Genomic DNA, 17,200 nt, shown 5'->3' on the forward strand with positions numbered 1-17,200 from the left:
ATTAGTCCTCCAAGAAAGCAATGAGTTCTTTTGAAAATTCTTCTGCATATTGGAAGATAGAGCCGTGACCAGCATTTGGATAGATAATCAGCTTACTATCTTTTATTTTTTCATGCATATCATAAGAATTTTCCGTTGGAACCTGCATATCCTTGTCGCCGTTGACGATTAAGGTTGGTTGAGTGATAAATCTTAGGTCGTCTTGAGAATCTTTCCCCCAACGTTTAATAGCTTTGAGTTGCGTCAAGAAACCAGGCACACTCATGTCTTTGTCCGCAAATCCCTTGGTTCGCATTCCCATTCGTCCGAGGACTTTCAAAGCTTCGATTTTTCCTTGTTCATCATGGTTATAGAAGATATAGCGTTTAGGATCGATGCGCTCAAGTCCCGCTTTAAACATATAGTTAAAGGTTTTCACTGTAACCTTATCGATCTCTTTTCCACCTCGAGGTCCTGTTCCTGCCAAGATGAGACGGTTGACCAAATCAGGCTTGATTCGGATCATTTCTTGGGCAATCATGCCTCCCATAGAAAGACCTAGGAGATTGATTTTATCGTAACCAAGGGCTTTTACAAAGTCAATTGTCTGCTCAGCCATTCCAGGAATGGTTGGCGCCACTTTGCCTTGACTGGCTCCGACACCAGGAAGGTCGACCACAATCACATGGTGTTTTTCAGCAATCAAGTCCAAAAGTTTTGGATCCCAGTTGTCCAGGGTTGCTGCCAAATGGACCAGCATTAGAAGAGGTAGTTTTGATTTGCCTTTGCTGAGTTCGCGATAGGCGATTTTGTTCCCGTCGACAGTGATGTATTGATTTTTAGTTGTAAGATATGACATTGTGTTTACCTTTTTATTTCTTAAAGCTGAGAACTGTTTTTCCACGTGAGCGACCATTAGCGACCTTGTCTAAGGCGCTATTCACTTCTTCAAATGGATAGACTGTATCGATAGATGGCTTGATTTCTAACTTGCTAAAGAGGTCAGATACCTCTTGTAATTGAGTGCCATTGCTTTCCACAAAGATAAAATGGTAGTGAACGCCGTATTTGTCAGCCATCTTATCAAATTTGCGACCGGCTAAGCCAAGTAGGATCTGTTTCCATTTTGGCAGGTTCATCCGTTTGGCAAAGTCACCATTTGGCATCGCACGGAGGGACACAAGCTGACCACCTTTTTTCATGATAGACATTTGTTTTTCAGTCTCAGCGCCCCCAAGGGTATCGAGGACATAATCAACCTGGCTAACAGTTTTTGTATAATCCTCTGTTTTGTAATCGATAAAACGGTCTGCTCCTAGCTTCAAAACTCGCTCAGCACTATCTCCAGCCCCATTGGTGATGACTGTTAAACCTTTAGCTTTAGCGATTGGAATGGCCATTCCACCGACACCGCCTGTACCACCAGAGATAAAGATGGTTTTGCCAGCTTGAGCTCCCATGAGTTCTAAGGCTTGCATAATGGTTAAGGCTGTCAAAGGCACAGCAGCGGCTTCCTCGTCAGACAGATAGTCTGGAACCTTGGCTAGAGCCTGATTATCGACGGCTACGTATTCTGCAAAGGCACCAATATGATCAAGTGGTAAACGTCCAAAAACTCGGTCTCCGACTTTGAGATTTTTGACTTGTCTACCGATCTCTTCAATGATACCGACTACTTCATTACCTGCAGTTTGTGGGAGCTTGTAAGGGACGATCATCTTGACTTCTCCTCTGGAAATCATATTATCCAGAGGATTAACACCAGCTGCGGTGACTTTGACCAAAACTTCTTTATCTGTAATACTTGGTTTTGCGATTTCTGTGATGTTAAGAGTGATATTCTTTTTGTTATAAGTAGTATGTTGTGCAGCTTTCATTGTCTTCTCTTTTCTATTTTTGTTGTATCTGATACAGATACAGGTATAGTCTTTTAAAAACTGATCTGCATGCAAATCAGTTTCGTTTTTGTTTGGCATCTTTATAAAGATTGTTAATGACATCTTCTAAGGTTTGGTGGGCTAGTTCCTTCTCAAGTTGAGCTTCAGTGCTAGCAAATAGTGGCGAAACTGCTCCTTGGATATGTTGTCCAACGGGACAATCGGGATTGCTATTCTGGTGAACAGGAAATAAGCTGATGTGGCTGACTTCTTGTGTCGCAAAATAAATGTTAAGTAAGGTGATGTCCTTTGGCGATTTACTAAGTTGGTAGCCCGTTTTTCCTTGCTGAGACTGGATTAGTCCAGCATTTTTCAATAAGGCAATCACCTTACGAATATAACTAGCGTTGGTCCCAACACTCTCAGCCAGAGCTTGAGAACTTAGGGTTTCCTTACTCTCACTAATCATGGTTAGGATATGCAAAGCAACTGAAAATTTTGTATCCATATCGGCTCCTTTTTAACTTGTATCCAATAAAAGAACAAGTATAACACAAATAAAAAGAAAAGCAAGACTTTTGCTTCACTGTAAAAACACAAAAAAAGGACCCTACTGGATCCTCTTATTAATTGATAAACATAAGTATTAAGCTTTCTTTGCCGCCTTGCTCCATTGGTACCAACCAACTAGACTGTTGATAAGATAAATGAAGTATTTCCCTTGAATTTGAAGGCTTTCTCCCCACCAGAGGTAGATAGAGAAAATATTAGTGGCTGCCCAGAAAATCCATTGCTCACGATATACAGCTGTCATCAAGAGCTGACCAACACCGTTTGTCGCATCAGTAATAGAATCACGATAAGGACGATTAGCTCCAATTGACTGGTAAATAAGACCAAAAGCTAGCCACCAAAGTACACTAATTGAGAGGTACTTGGTCCATCCCACGGTATCCAACTTACGTGCAACAAATTCTTGTTGTTCTTTTTTGAATTGCGCTTGATAGATCCAAACTAAAAGACCAATCGGCTGCATGGCTGTGAAGTAAAGAGTTGTCAAAACTTCACCGTAAAAGCCTTTTTGGAGGGCAAGCACCAGATAAATGATGGAATTAATCAAACCAAAGAGGTAATTACTCGCACGACCTTCTGATACGAAAATCACACAGATAATACCTGTTAGGCTACAAATCATCCCAGTCCAATCCACTATGCGACCCTCATAAAAAAGCTCCAACCACAGTGGGAAACTTCCTAAAACCAGAAGGTAAATCCAGGCTCCAAGACTACGATTAGCAAAAAGATCATCCCAGATAGCCTTTAGACTACCTCCAAACCCTAGCTTCTTCATCCCAGTAACTATGCGACGATAACCACCAGACATTTCGTCAAGTGTCATCTGCATCTTAGCAAGTCTCTTTTGGATATAAGTATTCATTTTTTCTCCTTTTGTTTTTAAAGAGCCGTGTCAGGAATGACTTTCGGACGCAACGCTCTATAGAATAGTTAATAGAACTATTTAGTCTTTTCACAATACCAACCGTAGTCGACATAGATTAATATAGTAAAATTACTATTTCTAAGTTCATACTCTATATGATACGCTTATTTTCAAAATTGTCAAGTCTTTTCTGAAAATTCTTCAAGAAATATGAAATAATTTAAAATGCCTAGCTCAGCTAGACATCTTTTGTTTCTATAATGACTTTAATCGTTATTGCTTATACTTCCTTTTTTAACAAGACAACATCTAGTCTGTCACATAAATCTCGCCACGGCTATAGAGGGCAGCTTTTCCCGCAAGATAAAGCCTATCGTCTTCTAATCGGCAAATAAGATGACCACTTCTCTTAGAGGCTTGATAAGCTCTAAATTCTACTTGTCCTAACTTATTAGCCCATAAAGGAATGACATGACAATGACCTGATCCACAGACCGGATCTTCCATGACTGACAATTTTGGAGCAAAACTTCTCGTAACGGTGTCATAGTTTGTACCTTTGGCTGTGATATTTAGGAGTAAGCCATCTAATGCTTTTACTTTATCGAAATCTGGAGTCGCAGCAATAACATCATTTTCATGGGGTAAGATACAGACTAGGTCTCTTCCAAGCCAGGCTTCAAGCGGACGGACACCGATTGCTTTTTCCATCTCACTTGTTACTGGAACTTGGTGCATCGAGTAAACTGGGAAATTCAGCTCATATAAGTCCCCTCTTTTGGTTACCAAAAGCTCCCCACTCTGAGTTGTAAAGGTTAGACTATCAACATCCACTTCTATAAATTGGAAGAGAACGAAAGCAGTTGCTAAAGTAGCATGACCACACAAATCGATTTCTCCACCGGGAGTAAACCAACGTAAATCGTAATAGCCGTTCTTTTTAACCGTAAAAGCTGTCTCAGAGAGATTATTTTCTTTGGCAATATTCTGTAAGGTATTATCCGACAACCATTCGTCCAGAAGACAAACAGCAGCTGGGTTCCCTTTAAAAACGGTATCTGTAAAAGCATCTACAATAAATTGAGGGATGGTATATTGACTCATTGGCATAGGTAGCTCCTTAAATTTTTATCTTTATTATATCTGAAAATAGGATAGAAAACAGAAAAATGGTAACTAAAAAAGCAACTTGAAAAAGTTACTTTTTTGTGTAAAGTTTTCATTATTTCTTGATAAACCCTTCTTTGACCAAAAAGTCACGTGCTACTTGGTTAGCTGGTTTACCTTCTACGCCCACTTGGTAGTTGAGCTGACTCATTTGACTCTCCGTGATTTTACCAGCTAGTTTATTGAGAACTGCTTCCAATTCTGGATGTTTTTCCAGTAATTTAGCTTTCATGAGTGGGGCCCCTTGATATGGCGGGAAGAGTTGCTTGTCATCTTCTAGGACCACGAGGTCATAGCGAGCAAGCTCGGCATCTGTAGAGTAGGCATCTGTTATCTGGATATTACCGGACTGGATAGCCTGGTAGCGAAGGGCTGGCTCCATGGTGGAGACTTGAAGATTGAGTCCGTAGACCTTCTGTAAGCCTTTGTTCCCATCCTCTCGATCATTAAACTCTAGTGTAAATCCTGCCTTGAGTTGTCCTTCCACCTTTTTCAAATCTGAAATAGTCTTGAGGCCATACTCCTGGGCAATTTTCTTAGGCACCGCGACAGCATAGGTATTCTGATAAGCCATAGGTTTAAGTAGAACTAGATTATCTTGTTTCTTAATACCATCACGCGCTGCTCGATAGACTGCTTCTGGATCATGGCCGACTTGTGGTGCCGGCTTGAGGAGACTTTCGGTCACGGTCCCTGTAAACTCGGGATAGATCGCGATATCTCCTTTTTTCAGAGCTTCATAGAGGAAGGTGGTCTTACCAAAATTTGGTTTAACGGTCACTGTCATATCCGTATTTTCTTCAATCAAAATCTTGTACATATTGGCTAGAATTTCCGGTTCAGGACCTAACTTACCAGCGATGACGAGATTGTCTTTCTCCTTATGGGGAATGATGTTTGGAGCATAGCTAGCTCCCAAACCAAGGAACATCACAGCAAAGGCCGCAAAGATGGTCCGCATCTTGGCCTTTTCCATCCATTTGAGAAGAAGGTTAAAGGCAATGGCTAAAAAGGCAGAAGACAGAGCACCAATCAAAATCAGACTGGCATTATTGCGGTCAATCCCCAGAAGGATGAAGGAACCAAGCCCCCCTGCTCCAATCAAGGCAGCGAGGGTAGCCGTCCCGATAATCATTACAGCTGCTGTCCGAATCCCAGACATGATGACGGGCATGGCCAAGGGAATCTCAAACTTCCTGAGTCTTTCCCACTTGGTCATCCCAAAGGCGACCCCTGCTTCTTCAAGGCTTGGATCAATCCCCTGCAAACCGGTGATGGTATTTTGAAGGATGGGGAAAATGGCGTAGATGACCAGAGCTGTCAAGGCCGGAAGCGTCCCAATCCCCATGATGGGAATGAAGAGCCCCAAAAGGGCCATGGAAGGTATGGTCTGGAAGACCCCAGCTAACTGTAGGACCCAGTTGCTCGCTCTCTTGCGCGTACTTAAATAAATTGCCAATGGAACAGCCAGAAAAATAGCAAGGAGCAAGGTCAGTAATGACAGTTGCAAATGTTGCCCCAGTGCAGTGACCCAGTCTCCAAAGCGTTCTTGAAAAGTTGCAAGTAGTTTAGACATGGTAAGCACCTCCAAATAAATCCGCAACAAAGTCGTTGACTGGCTGGGCTAGGATGGTCTCAGTATTCGCCACCTGTACAATCTCTCCTTCTTGCAGTACCGCAATCCGATCGCCTAATTTCAAGGCCTCGTCCGTATCATGAGTAACGAAGATGGTGGTCATACCAAATTCTTTGTGCAAGTCTCTTGTAAGAGCCTGCAATTGCTTGCGAGAAATAGCATCCAAGGCTGAAAAGGGTTCGTCCATCAGCAAGATTTTGGGCTCTGCAATGATGGCCCGCACAATGCCAATCCGCTGTTGCTCCCCACCCGATAACTCGCTTGGTAAGCGATGCCCATACTCATCTACGGGTAAGCCAACCTTAGTCAAAAGCTCTTCAGTTTTCTTAGCAATTTCTTCCTTAGACCAGCCCTTCATCTCAGGAATGAGAGCAATATTCTCAGCAACAGTTAGATTTGGAAATAGAGCGATGGCCTGAAGGACATAACCGGTAGAAAGACGTAACTCTCGTTCATCATAGTCTTTAATCTGCTTGCCATCCATATAAATATTGCCATCTGTCGGCTCCAAAAGACGATTGATCATCTTAAGCATGGTAGTTTTCCCAGATCCTGAAGGTCCTACAAGAACCATAAATTCTCCCTGCTCAATACGGAGATTGACATCTTTTAAAATGTCAGTATCCGTGTAGCGCAGGACTACATGTTTGTATTCAATCATATTCTTCCTCAATAAGTTTTTCTGTCTCTAAGAATATCCAGTATGCTACTTGCTGGATGCCCTAGGACTTTTTCGACATCTGTTGAGACCCCAGCTTGTTCCCCAGCTTTAATCGCTGTATAGGTACTGACCCAGGCATCGTACTCCCAAGTTTGTGCTGGCCATTTTTTCCGTGACTTATAGGCTTCCTCTAGCTTTTCATCTACATACCTGATGGAGTTGCCGGTCTCTTTTGAGAGAAGCGCTACGATTTCTTCCATAGAAAGATCCTCTGGACCTGTTAGATTCAAGGTTTGATTTTCCCATTTCTTAGGATTTAAGAGAATTTCTGCTGCAACCCTAGAGGTGTCCTTACGGGCAACAGCTGATACAAGGCCACTGCCGGCCGGACCACGAATTTCTCCATTTTCAAGCGCCATATCAATCAAGAAATCCAAGTAAAAATTATCTCTTAGAAAGGTGTAGGTGATCCCTAATTCCTTGATATAGGCTTCTGTCAGGGCATGATCTCGAGACAAGGTAAACGTTGCCTGGTCATCTGCCCCATAAAAGGAAGTATAGACGATATGCTGCACCCCCGCTAACATTGCAGCATCTAAAAAACTCTTGTGTTCCTTGACACGCTCTGGATTTTCCCGAGCAGAGACCATCAGCAAGACATCAATCCCCTTTAAGGCTTCAACCACCTCTGGAGTATTGGCATATACCATCTTACGGATTTCCGCAGACGCGTAGACTTTTGCACGCTCTGGGCTTCGTGCCAGATGGATAGAAGCAATTCCTTTCTTATCGACAAGATCAGCTACATAAGAACCTAATTTCCCTGTTACACCTGTTATTCCAATCATAACTGTTTCTTCCTTTCCCTACATGTCATTTTCTTTAGCTCTTAGATTTGCTATAATGCGTTCTTGAAAAGCTTCAAATTCTCGGATTTCTTGATCCGAAAAGCCTTGGTAGAAAATCTCACCCAACTCTTTACTAACACGGTCACCAATTTCTTTTTGTGACCAACCTAGTTTCGTCAAAGCTACAAACTTCTTGCGCTTGTCCTGGTCACTCTGTTCAATCGTAACCAATCCCTGATCTTCTAACTTCTTAATCATGCTGGTTAGGGTATTGTTAGCTAGTCCTGAAGCAAGAGCGATATCCGTCGCAGTTGCTCGACCATCTTCTTTTTGCCAAAGTACTGTTAAAATTTTTCCTTGTTCACTTCTGTATTGAGCATTTGGCTCCTTGCTCAAGAGTTTTTGAAAGATACGCCCATTCAATAAACGAATCTGTAGAGCTTGGTAGCCCCCTATCATCTTATTCATTTTGTCTCCTTTTTTCTTCTATATCGAACTTTATAGTGTCAATTGTAATGTTTTTAATTACATCTGTCAAATCTTTCGATATAGAAATGTTAATTTTTTAATAGATCTTCATAAATCGCATAATCAAAATCCTTAAAGACATTGAATACAACTGTCATATAAGGATGTTCTTTCTGAAATTGTCTAACCGTCTTTATTGCAATCTTGGCTGCCTCTTCATTTGGAAAATGAAATTCTCCTGTTGAGATACAACAAAAGGCCAGACTTCTCAGTCCTTGTTTATAAGCTAAGGTCAAACACTCTTCATAGGACGAGGCTAATTGTCGTCTTTCCAAATCCGTCACTTCTTCATAGATAATCGGCCCCACCGTGTGAAGGACATAGCGGGAAGGTAGATTATAGGCCTTGGTCATCTTTGCCTGACCCGTAGCCTCATCCCTTCCTTGTTCTTGCATGAGAGCATGACAGGCTAAACGTAGTTCAACCCCCGCCGCTGTGTGAATGGCATTGTCAATACAAGAATGATTAGGAACGAAACAGCCTAAAAGTTTGCTGTTGGCTGCATTCACAATGCCATCGACTGCAAGGCGCGTGATATCACCTTGCCACAGGTAGAGATTGGGCTGAATCGGAGTCAAGTCTTTTAAGTCCACAACTCCTTTTTCTACTAGTTTTTCTTGTAAATAACGGTCTTGTTGGTAGAGAAAGTCTGCTGTAACTGGCGCTGGATTGCGGACATTTTGAAGAACACGATACAAAACTTCTTGCTCCTCTAGCTTTTCGGGAATTTCTAACTCATTCAATCCTTGTTCTCTTTTTAAAACATCAATCAAATACTCTAGTCTGCTAGCCATTGTTGGAGAACCTCCCTTATATCATCCTTTATAAAAATTGATTTATCTTTTGTAGCAGCGAAGCCTTCAACATCATCACGATTGAGGCGTATCAAATGAGCCTTTGGAAATAGGGCTGTCATTTTCTCAAAAGGATAACGAATAATAGTCGGAGTATTGTAGCCAACCCCCAACTCTAAGAAGACAACTTTTTGGTCCCCGATACCTTCCAAAAAATCTTGATAAGCTTCATAAGAAGCTTCCCAGGTCTCATCTTGGACAAAAGATTGATCGATACGCAAATGCATTGTCATTGGCGCCCCACAATGCGGACAATGCTGTATCAAGTCAGTTGGAATTTTCAAGTCCTTGATTTCTTTTAGCATCTCCATGACAGCTTCTTTATTATCAAAGACTTCCTGTCGACAAGGAAGGGAACACTGCCATTCCTCATAGTTCACCTGGACTTCAAAGAAACGCTCCGGAGCAAATCCTGTCTTCATAAACTGCCCATCTACATTGGTCGTAATCACAAAATAATCCTTGTCCTTAACCAAGTCGAAAAGGGCTCTATAAAGAAGAAGACCCTCAGGTTGATAACTATTATGATAGATATGCTTAGCCCAATAGCCCCAACGCTCCTCAGCGGTCTCAAAAGGATAAAATCCTGCAGAATACATATCCTGCATCCCGTAACGACTAATATAGTCTTTAAGAAAACTTCAAAACGTGAGCCAGAGTAAGTTAAGCCTGCGGCTGCAGACAAGCCAGCTCCTGCTCCCATTACAATCTTATCCGCTTCTTCGATAATTCTCTTTGCTTCTTCAATCTTTGTCATTTCATCATACCTCAATCTTAAATCTATCTTGGTAGGGAGGCAATTGCGTCAAATCATAATAGTCCCCTACTGCTTTTTTAAAACGAAAAACTTGTAGGTGACTACGCCCCTCCTCAGTCGGATAGATATCGTACATATATGGATTAGCTTTCAACAACTCTTCAAGATGCTCTTTGCCAATCCATTCCACCTGACCCGTTAAGGAAATGGATTTACGATCCATGGTTCCTGCTCCTTGAGTCATCCCTGTCACCGCTACACGTCCATCATCCTTAAGTCGCTTGTAGAGAGGTTTAAAATCAGCCGTCAAAAAATAAACTGTTTTTCCATCCTCCCACATCATGTCCATAACAGCTGTATGCGGATGTCCTGTTTCATCAACTGTTGCCACTACAACAGAGTGAATCTCTTTTACTAGTACTTTCAAATAATTCATTATCATTTACCATGTCCTTCTTTGAATTTTAGTTCGATATCGAAGCTTCATAGTTTCATTGTAACCTTATCCATTACATCCGTCAACTCTTTCGATATCGAAATAATTTCAAAAAACAAAAAACTTTCCTAATCATCTAGGAAAGTTCTCACTATAATCTATTAATATCTTTAAACAAGTTTATTCAGCTTTTGTAATATCTTCACGCATTTCATCGACATTGAATTTAGCGAAGAGATACTGACGATCTTGAACTGGGAAACGTTGATCCAGTTGGTCAACTGGACCGACTTCAACAATACCATTATCAATAATAAAGTCCATGACATGCCCACCGAAAGACAAATCATCTGATATAAAATGTAAATGGTAGCCAGCAACGCTCACACCGTGGAACATTTCAGGTGTCCAAATCCCAACAATAGTTCCTGAAATATTATCAGCTTCATACTCAGGTTGATGAGTCGCCACTTCAGCAAATTTCGTATCAGGAGTAGACTTAGGTATCATGCGGACATGCATGTGTTTAAAATGCCCTTTAATCTTAATAGAACGGAAGAGATTAACACCATCATAGTATGATTCAATGCGCTCTTCAAGTTCTTTATCAGTCATTTCAAAACGTTGACGGAAGATAACTTCAGCTTGATGAGGCACGACTGCCGCATAAGGAACCTTTTCATCAGGAGACACTTCCACAACTTCAACCTTGCCTTCTGATCCCTTAGCCTGGTAAGCTTTGCCATCAAGAACAATCAATTCACCATCAATAGAATCTAAAGTTCCAAGACCCAAGTCTCCATGCTCCAACAATTCACCTACTGTTAAAGTACCCCCATAAAGCCCAGCCATCAAGGCTCCCAAGGTATTATATTGAAATAATTTTATGGCTTCAGACATGTCTACACCCTCTTTTTAATAAAATTCATCTGGCAAGATAGTTTCGCCAAGTTTAATATTATCTTTATAATCAATTGGAACATCAATAAGGACAGGTCCATCTACAGCTTGTTCCAAAGCCTTTTGAAGCAAGCTAGCAAACTCTTCCTTACTTGTTGCACGATATCCTTTTGCTCCAAAGCTCTCAGCATATTTTACAAAATCAACTGGACCAAAGTCAACCCCTGAAGAGCGACCATACTTCATTTCTTCCTGGAATTCAACCATATTGTAATGACCATCATTCCAGATGATATGAACAATTGGCAGTTTCAAACGAACTGCTGTTTCCAATTCTTGTGCTGAGAAGAGGAAACCTCCGTCACCAGAAACTGAAATTACTTTTGTCTTAGGACGCACTAAAGCTGCAGAAATGGCCCACGGAAGGGCAACACCTAGAGTTTGCATCCCGTTTGAGAAAAGCAAATGACGTGGTTCATAAGATTTGAAATAACGAGCCATCCAGATATAATGACTACCAACGTCGACTGTCACAGTCATATCATCCTCAGTTTGATCTTGTAATACTTCAATCAAATCTAGCGGATGTACCGTACCTTCTTTAGGCTGACGGTCAAATTTTACATCTTCGACGACTGTATTTTTTAACCCTTTAAGATACTCGACTGAACCTTCAGGTAATTTGTAGCCTTGAATAGCAGGCAAAAGCAAATCTAAAGTTGCTTCTACATTACCAATCAATTCACGTTCTGGCTGGAAGTAAGTATCCACCTCAGCAGGCTCCACATCGATTACAATAATACGCGCTGAAATTTCAGCATTCCAGTTACGTGCTTCATATTCAATTGGGTCATAACCAATGGCAATAATCAAGTCAGACTTCTTAAGCAACATGTCACCGGGTTGGTTACGGAAAAGACCTACACGACCAAAGAAAGTATCTTCTTCAAGCTCACGTGACACAATACCAGCACCTTGGAAAGTCTCTACAACTGGCAATTTAACAGATTCCAAAATCTGACGAATAGACGAAGTCACAGCTTCTGATGAGGCACCATTTCCCAAAAGAAGGACTGGCAAAACCGCATTCTTAATAGCTTGCGCCAAGTAGTTGATATCAGAAACAGAGGCGGATCCAAGTTTTGGATCTGTCATTGGCTTAATAGCCTTGACACTGACTGTAGCATCAGTTACATCTTGAGGAATTGAAATAAAGCTTGCGCCCGGTTTCCCTGATTTAGCATGACGATAGGCATTTGCTACTGTTTCAGAAAGGGTATTAGCATCATGAACTTCGGCTGCATACTTAGTAATTGGCTCAAGCATGGCAACGTTATTCATTGATTGGTGGGCACGTTTCAAAAGGTCTGCACGTTTAACCTGACCACCAATAGCAAGGACAGGGTCTCCTTCATCCGTTGCTGTTACCAATCCAGTTGCCAAATTGGATACACCAGGACCAGATGTCACCAAAACAACACCAGGTTTACCTGTAATTCGTCCAACACCTTGAGCCATAAAAGCGGCGTTTTGCTCATGTCGAGCTACTATCAATTCAGGTCCTTTATCTTCCAAGGTATCAAAAACCCTATCGATTTTTGCTCCAGGGATACCAAAGACATAATCAACATCATGGTTGATTAAACTATCAACCACTAAATCCGCACCATACAATTGCTTTTCTTCTGACATGAACACAGTCCTTCTGGCCCTAAAATGATAGAGCCAATTTTCCTTTCAAGTATAAGTCACAAAGTGTCAAAGTCTGCTCGTTTTTTCACAAACTTTTATCACTTCACAATTCTGTTATCATTATAGCACAGTTTTCAGGCAATCTTGTGAAAAAAAGATTGTGAAATTTTGCACTTCAAACGTAAAAAGAAACACCTGATTGCTATCAGATGTTTAACTATTTTTTACCTTAGCAAATTCTCGATTGAGATAATTTTGTAATCCTTCAAAGATTTCTATGAGCTTGAGGTAATTAGACAAACTTGATCGTCCGGGGATGTCCACCACGTCCAAAGAAATGCGTTCCAGGTCTTTTTCATAGAGAATGCGGAAGGATACCACTGCTTGATCAGAAAAATAATTCTCCCCTGCTAAAATAAAGCACTCATAGATGATGCCAACAGGATTAGCAACCTTCAATTCAATACGAACTGCGCCTAATCCCAAGGCCTCCACTTGCTGAAAACGCTCCAGAATAGCCTGTCGCTGACTGGGGATAAAACTCATGATATCCATAGTGGCCCTCCCAAGACTCCTTTTTGTCTATTATAGCCTAAAGCTGAGAAAAATGCTAAATAGATAATTCCAAATTTATATTACTCTTATTTTTATACGAATAACATAATAAAAAAACAAACATCACTTTCTGACATTTGTCTACACTTATAATGTCTAAAATAGCATAGAATTTTTTTATTCTGCTTTGCCAGTGAAACGATAAAGATAATCATCGTCTTTGCCACTGTATTCAAGTTCATTGATTTGAATTGTTTTACCGCCATCGCTTAAAACAGCTACATAAACATTTGAAGAATCTTTATCATATTTCTTACTAGCAGTAAAAATAAAATAATCACCCTTGTATTCAGATTTATGTTTATTAAAAGCACCTTTTGCTTCTCCATCAAGTTTATCTTCAGGAATTACTACAAAAGGCTCAGTATGATCCTCAGTTTTATTAGTAATTTTATTATTTTTTTTATCAAAGATTAAGGTGCTACTTCCTTCAGAAAAGATTAACCCATCGTAACCTGGATTTTCAGAATAACCAGTGTACTTTTCTTGTAATTTTTTTGGAATACCGTTAGCATCCTTTGAACTACATGCTGCTAGACTAACAACAGCAAAGGCTAACATCACAATACTCAATAACTTTCTCATTTTTAAAACCCCTTTTTAATGTAAGTAACAATATCTGTCACAAAAATATACTGATATTCTATCAAAAATTCTATAACTTGTCAGTATCAATATAAAATTCAGCTTGAAATAAAAGTAAAAAAGCCTACTTAAAAGGTAGGCCAATTTAACTATTAAGGAATTAAATGAGTTTAATTAATATAAATATAAATTTTTCTATAACTCAATAGCCAGAACATCACATTCTGACTATTACTCTTATTTCTCATCTTCGTCCATTGAAAGTACTGACAGGAAGGCTTCTTGTGGGACTTCAACCGAACCGATAGCTTTCATACGTTTCTTACCGGCTTTTTGTTTTTCGAGGAGTTTACGTTTACGTGAAACGTCACCACCGTAACATTTTGCCAAGACGTTTTTACGAAGGGCTTTGATATCTGTACGGGCAACAATTTTTTGACCGATGGCCGCTTGGATAGGCACTTCGAATTGTTGACGTGGAATGATTTTCTTAAGCTTATCAACGATAAGTTTTCCACGCTCGTAGGCAAATTCCTTATGCACGATGAAGCTAAGGGCATCGACCTTGTCACCATTAAGAAGAATATCCATTTTCACCAATTGTGAACGACGGTATTCTGACAATTCATAGTCAAAGCTTGCATAACCACGTGTTGATGATTTCAATTTATCAAAGAAATCAAAGACGATTTCAGCAAGTGGAATCTGATAAATAACGTTCACACGATTATCATCGATATATTCCATGGTTTCAAAATCACCACGTTTACGTTGTGCCAACTCCATAACCGCACCAACATACTCTTGAGGAACCATGATTTGAGCTTTAACATAAGGCTCTTCGATGGCATCAATACGTGTAGGATCTGGGAATTCAGATGGGTTGGACACTTCAAGCATCTCACCGTCAGTAGTATTAACATGGTAAACTACCGATGGTGCTGTCATAATGAGGTCGATATTAAACTCACGTTCCAAACGCTCTTGGATAACATCCATGTGAAGAAGACCCAAGAAACCACAACGGAAACCAAAACCAAGGGCTTGAGACGTTTCAGGCTCAAACTGAAGACTGGCATCGTTCAATTGGAGCTTTTCAAGAGCTTCACGCAAGTCATTGTATTTATTAGACTCAATTGGATAAAGACCGGCGAAGACCATTGGATTCATTTGCTTATAGCCATGGAGTGGCTCTGCTGCTGGATTATCCGCAAGTGTTACTGTATCACCGACACGGGTATCCGCAACAGTCTTGATTGAGGCCGCAATATAACCAACATCACCTGTCGCAAGGTAGTCACGGCCAACAGCTTTAGGCGTGAAGATACCAACCTCAGTAACATCAAAGGTCTTGCCATTAGACATCATTTGAATCTTATCGCCTGGTTTAACCATTCCATTAACCACACGCACTTGGAGGATAACCCCACGGTAGGCATCATAAACAGAGTCAAAGATAAGGGCTTGGAGAGGCGCTTCGACTTCACCTTGAGGTGCAGGAACTTTCTCAACGATTTGTTCGAGAATCTCCTCGATACCGATACCAGCTTTAGCTGATGCAAGCACGGCTTCAGAAGCATCTAGTCCGATAACATCTTCAACCTCTGTACGCACACGTTCAGGATCTGCAGCTGGAAGGTCGATTTTATTGATAACTGGTAAGATTTCCAAGTCATTATCTAGGGCCAAGTAAACATTGGCAAGTGTTTGCGCTTCAATCCCTTGAGCAGCATCCACCACCAAGATTGCACCCTCACAGGCAGCAAGAGAACGTGACACTTCATAAGTAAAGTCCACGTGTCCTGGTGTGTCGATAAGGTGGAAAATATATGTTTCGCCATCTTTAGCTGTATAGTTAAGCTCAATGGCATTGAGTTTGATAGTGATACCACGTTCACGCTCGAGGTCCATACTATCAAGAAGTTGTGCCTGCATCTCACGACTTGATACTGTCTCAGTCTTTTCCAAAATACGGTCAGCAAGGGTTGATTTACCGTGGTCAATATGGGCAATAATAGAGAAGTTACGAATCTTCTCCTGTCGTTGTTTTAATTCTTCAATATTTGGCATTTTTATCTTTCCTAGTTCTTACTTGTGATTATAAAAAAACTAATCGTTACCTTCTATTATACAAAAAAGACAGGCTTTTGCCTATCTCTAATATCTGCTTTCTGACCGCATTTAATCCTTCTTACTTCTTAAAATTATCGTTGTAGTGCTTATTAATAATTGCCGAGCGCTTGTTTTCTGTAGAACTACTTGAAAATGGAGCTAAACCGAAGGCTAGTACAACAATTCCCAATAGAATGAGACTAAAAAATGGGTGCTCTATAATATAGTGTAAAATATCTGACATAGAATGGCTCCTTTTAAAGCATAATCAATACGATTATATTATCAGAAATATTATGTTTTATCAAGCAAAAAAAGAGAGCCTTTCGCTCTCCTTTTATTTTAATGGAATTGCATCCCACCATCCACGATGATGGTTTGACCTGTGATGTAGTTTGAGTCAGGTCCAGCTAAGAAGCTAACTGCTGCTGCCACATCTTCAGGTTCTGACAAACGTTTGAGAGTAATATCTTTAGCAAAAGTTTGCATACCCCATTCATCATCTTTACCAGCGTTCTTACCAACTTCATGAGCAATGTCAAACATCATTGGAGTCTTAACGATACCTGGTGCATACGCATTGACAGTGATACCTGAATCAGCCAAGTCACGCGCCAAAGTTTGAGTGATACCACGCACTGCGAATTTAGTACCACCATATACAGTCAAGTTAGGGTTACCTACGACACCAGCTTGAGATGTTGCATTGATGATTTTACCACCATGACCAAGTGCTTTAAATTGTGCTTGTGCAGCTTGAGCACCCCAGATAACACCACCGACATTGATGTTAAATGTACGTTGGAACTGTTCTTCAGTAATAGTATCAAGTGGTGTTGTTGGTGCCACACCGGCATTATTAACAACAACATTCAAATCACCAAAGTGATCAACAACTTTTTGGAAAGCAGCTGCTACTTCAGCTTGTTTAGATACATCAGCTACAACCGCAAATGCCTTGTCTACTGACAATTCAGCAACAGCTTTTTCTGCAGTTTCAGCGTTGTAGTCCAATACTCCAACTTTAAAACCATCTTCAACCAAACGTTTTGCAATTGCAAAACCAATACCTTGACCTGCACCTGTAACAATAGCAACTTTTGACATACGAA

The 17,200-nt window shown here is 40.7% G+C and carries 17 protein-coding genes and 2 pseudogenes; all 19 read right to left on the bottom strand.

Annotated features, from left to right (window positions below; genetic code table 11):
- Position 1 precedes the first annotated feature (1 nt).
- The 19 genes and pseudogenes from BSR19_RS05755 to BSR19_RS05840 all read right to left on the bottom strand — a co-directional run bounded on the left by BSR19_RS05755 (position 2) and on the right by BSR19_RS05840 (position 17,195).
- A complete protein-coding gene (locus BSR19_RS05755) occupies positions 2 to 838 on the bottom strand; it encodes an alpha/beta fold hydrolase (RefSeq protein WP_060972965.1) in 837 nt (278 codons plus the stop codon).
- 13 nt (positions 839 to 851) lie between these two features.
- Positions 852 to 1,856 carry an NADP-dependent oxidoreductase gene (locus BSR19_RS05760; protein ID WP_060972966.1) on the bottom strand — a complete coding sequence of 335 codons (1,005 nt, stop codon included), beginning with the start codon at positions 1,854 to 1,856 and terminating at the stop codon, positions 852 to 854.
- 76 nt (positions 1,857 to 1,932) lie between these two features.
- Positions 1,933 to 2,364, bottom strand: a complete 432-nt coding sequence (locus BSR19_RS05765; RefSeq protein ID WP_060972967.1) for an Rrf2 family transcriptional regulator — start codon at positions 2,362 to 2,364, stop codon at positions 1,933 to 1,935.
- 138 nt (positions 2,365 to 2,502) lie between these two features.
- Complete coding sequence (gene pnuC, locus BSR19_RS05770; RefSeq protein ID WP_156246743.1) at positions 2,503 to 3,294, bottom strand: nicotinamide riboside transporter PnuC; 792 nt, start codon at positions 3,292 to 3,294, stop codon at positions 2,503 to 2,505.
- Between the two features lie 312 nt (positions 3,295 to 3,606).
- Positions 3,607 to 4,407 carry a PhzF family phenazine biosynthesis protein gene (locus BSR19_RS05775; RefSeq protein WP_156246744.1) on the bottom strand — a complete coding sequence of 267 codons (801 nt, stop codon included), beginning with the start codon at positions 4,405 to 4,407 and terminating at the stop codon, positions 3,607 to 3,609.
- Between the two features lie 112 nt (positions 4,408 to 4,519).
- Positions 4,520 to 6,040 (bottom strand): ABC transporter permease/substrate-binding protein, encoded by a 1,521-nt coding sequence (locus BSR19_RS05780; protein ID WP_156246745.1) that lies wholly within the window; start codon positions 6,038 to 6,040, stop codon positions 4,520 to 4,522.
- Positions 6,033 to 6,761, bottom strand: coding sequence for an ABC transporter ATP-binding protein (locus tag BSR19_RS05785; RefSeq protein WP_156246746.1), 729 nt, complete (start codon positions 6,759 to 6,761; stop codon positions 6,033 to 6,035). Before BSR19_RS05785 ends, BSR19_RS05780 begins: the two co-directional genes overlap by 8 nt.
- Positions 6,754 to 7,609 (bottom strand): annotated as a pseudogene (locus BSR19_RS05790) (SDR family oxidoreductase). The gene BSR19_RS05785 and the pseudogene BSR19_RS05790 overlap by 8 nt, the downstream one beginning before the upstream one ends.
- Positions 7,610 to 7,627: 18 nt before the next feature.
- A complete protein-coding gene (locus tag BSR19_RS05795; RefSeq protein ID WP_156246748.1) occupies positions 7,628 to 8,077 on the bottom strand; it encodes a MarR family winged helix-turn-helix transcriptional regulator in 450 nt (149 codons plus the stop codon).
- 89 nt (positions 8,078 to 8,166) lie between these two features.
- The gene (locus BSR19_RS05800) at positions 8,167 to 8,931 is read right to left on the bottom strand and encodes a protein-ADP-ribose hydrolase (RefSeq protein ID WP_156246749.1); all 765 of its coding nucleotides are present in this window, start codon (positions 8,929 to 8,931) and stop codon (positions 8,167 to 8,169) included.
- Positions 8,916 to 9,748, bottom strand: a pseudogene (locus BSR19_RS05805) (SIR2 family NAD-dependent protein deacylase). Before BSR19_RS05805 ends, BSR19_RS05800 begins: the two are co-directional and overlap by 16 nt.
- A 4-nt stretch (positions 9,749 to 9,752) precedes the next feature.
- Positions 9,753 to 10,184, bottom strand: coding sequence for a pyridoxamine 5'-phosphate oxidase family protein (locus BSR19_RS05810; RefSeq protein ID WP_156247085.1), 432 nt, complete (start codon positions 10,182 to 10,184; stop codon positions 9,753 to 9,755).
- A 180-nt stretch (positions 10,185 to 10,364) separates the two neighbouring features.
- Positions 10,365 to 11,084, bottom strand: a complete 720-nt coding sequence (budA, locus tag BSR19_RS05815) for an acetolactate decarboxylase (RefSeq protein WP_156246750.1) — start codon at positions 11,082 to 11,084, stop codon at positions 10,365 to 10,367.
- Positions 11,085 to 11,099: 15 nt separating this feature from the next.
- Positions 11,100 to 12,776 carry an acetolactate synthase AlsS gene (gene alsS / locus BSR19_RS05820; protein ID WP_156246751.1) on the bottom strand — a complete coding sequence of 559 codons (1,677 nt, stop codon included), beginning with the start codon at positions 12,774 to 12,776 and terminating at the stop codon, positions 11,100 to 11,102.
- 213 nt (positions 12,777 to 12,989) lie between these two features.
- Complete coding sequence (locus tag BSR19_RS05825) at positions 12,990 to 13,331, bottom strand: hypothetical protein (RefSeq protein ID WP_156246752.1); 342 nt, start codon at positions 13,329 to 13,331, stop codon at positions 12,990 to 12,992.
- Positions 13,332 to 13,508: 177 nt separating this feature from the next.
- Positions 13,509 to 13,976 carry an LptM family lipoprotein gene (locus BSR19_RS05830; protein ID WP_156246753.1) on the bottom strand — a complete coding sequence of 156 codons (468 nt, stop codon included), beginning with the start codon at positions 13,974 to 13,976 and terminating at the stop codon, positions 13,509 to 13,511.
- Between the two features lie 237 nt (positions 13,977 to 14,213).
- The gene (gene lepA, locus BSR19_RS05835) at positions 14,214 to 16,046 is read right to left on the bottom strand and encodes a translation elongation factor 4 (RefSeq protein ID WP_002891049.1); all 1,833 of its coding nucleotides are present in this window, start codon (positions 16,044 to 16,046) and stop codon (positions 14,214 to 14,216) included.
- A gap of 121 nt (positions 16,047 to 16,167) precedes the next feature.
- Positions 16,168 to 16,332, bottom strand: a complete 165-nt coding sequence (locus tag BSR19_RS11470; protein WP_171963656.1) for a hypothetical protein — start codon at positions 16,330 to 16,332, stop codon at positions 16,168 to 16,170.
- 98 nt (positions 16,333 to 16,430) lie between these two features.
- Positions 16,431 to 17,195 (bottom strand): (S)-acetoin forming diacetyl reductase, encoded by a 765-nt coding sequence (locus BSR19_RS05840; RefSeq protein ID WP_156246754.1) that lies wholly within the window; start codon positions 17,193 to 17,195, stop codon positions 16,431 to 16,433.
- Positions 17,196 to 17,200: the final 5 nt, after the last annotated feature.

The sequence above is a fragment of the Streptococcus salivarius genome (assembly GCF_009738225.1).
GTDB lineage: Bacteria > Bacillota > Bacilli > Lactobacillales > Streptococcaceae > Streptococcus.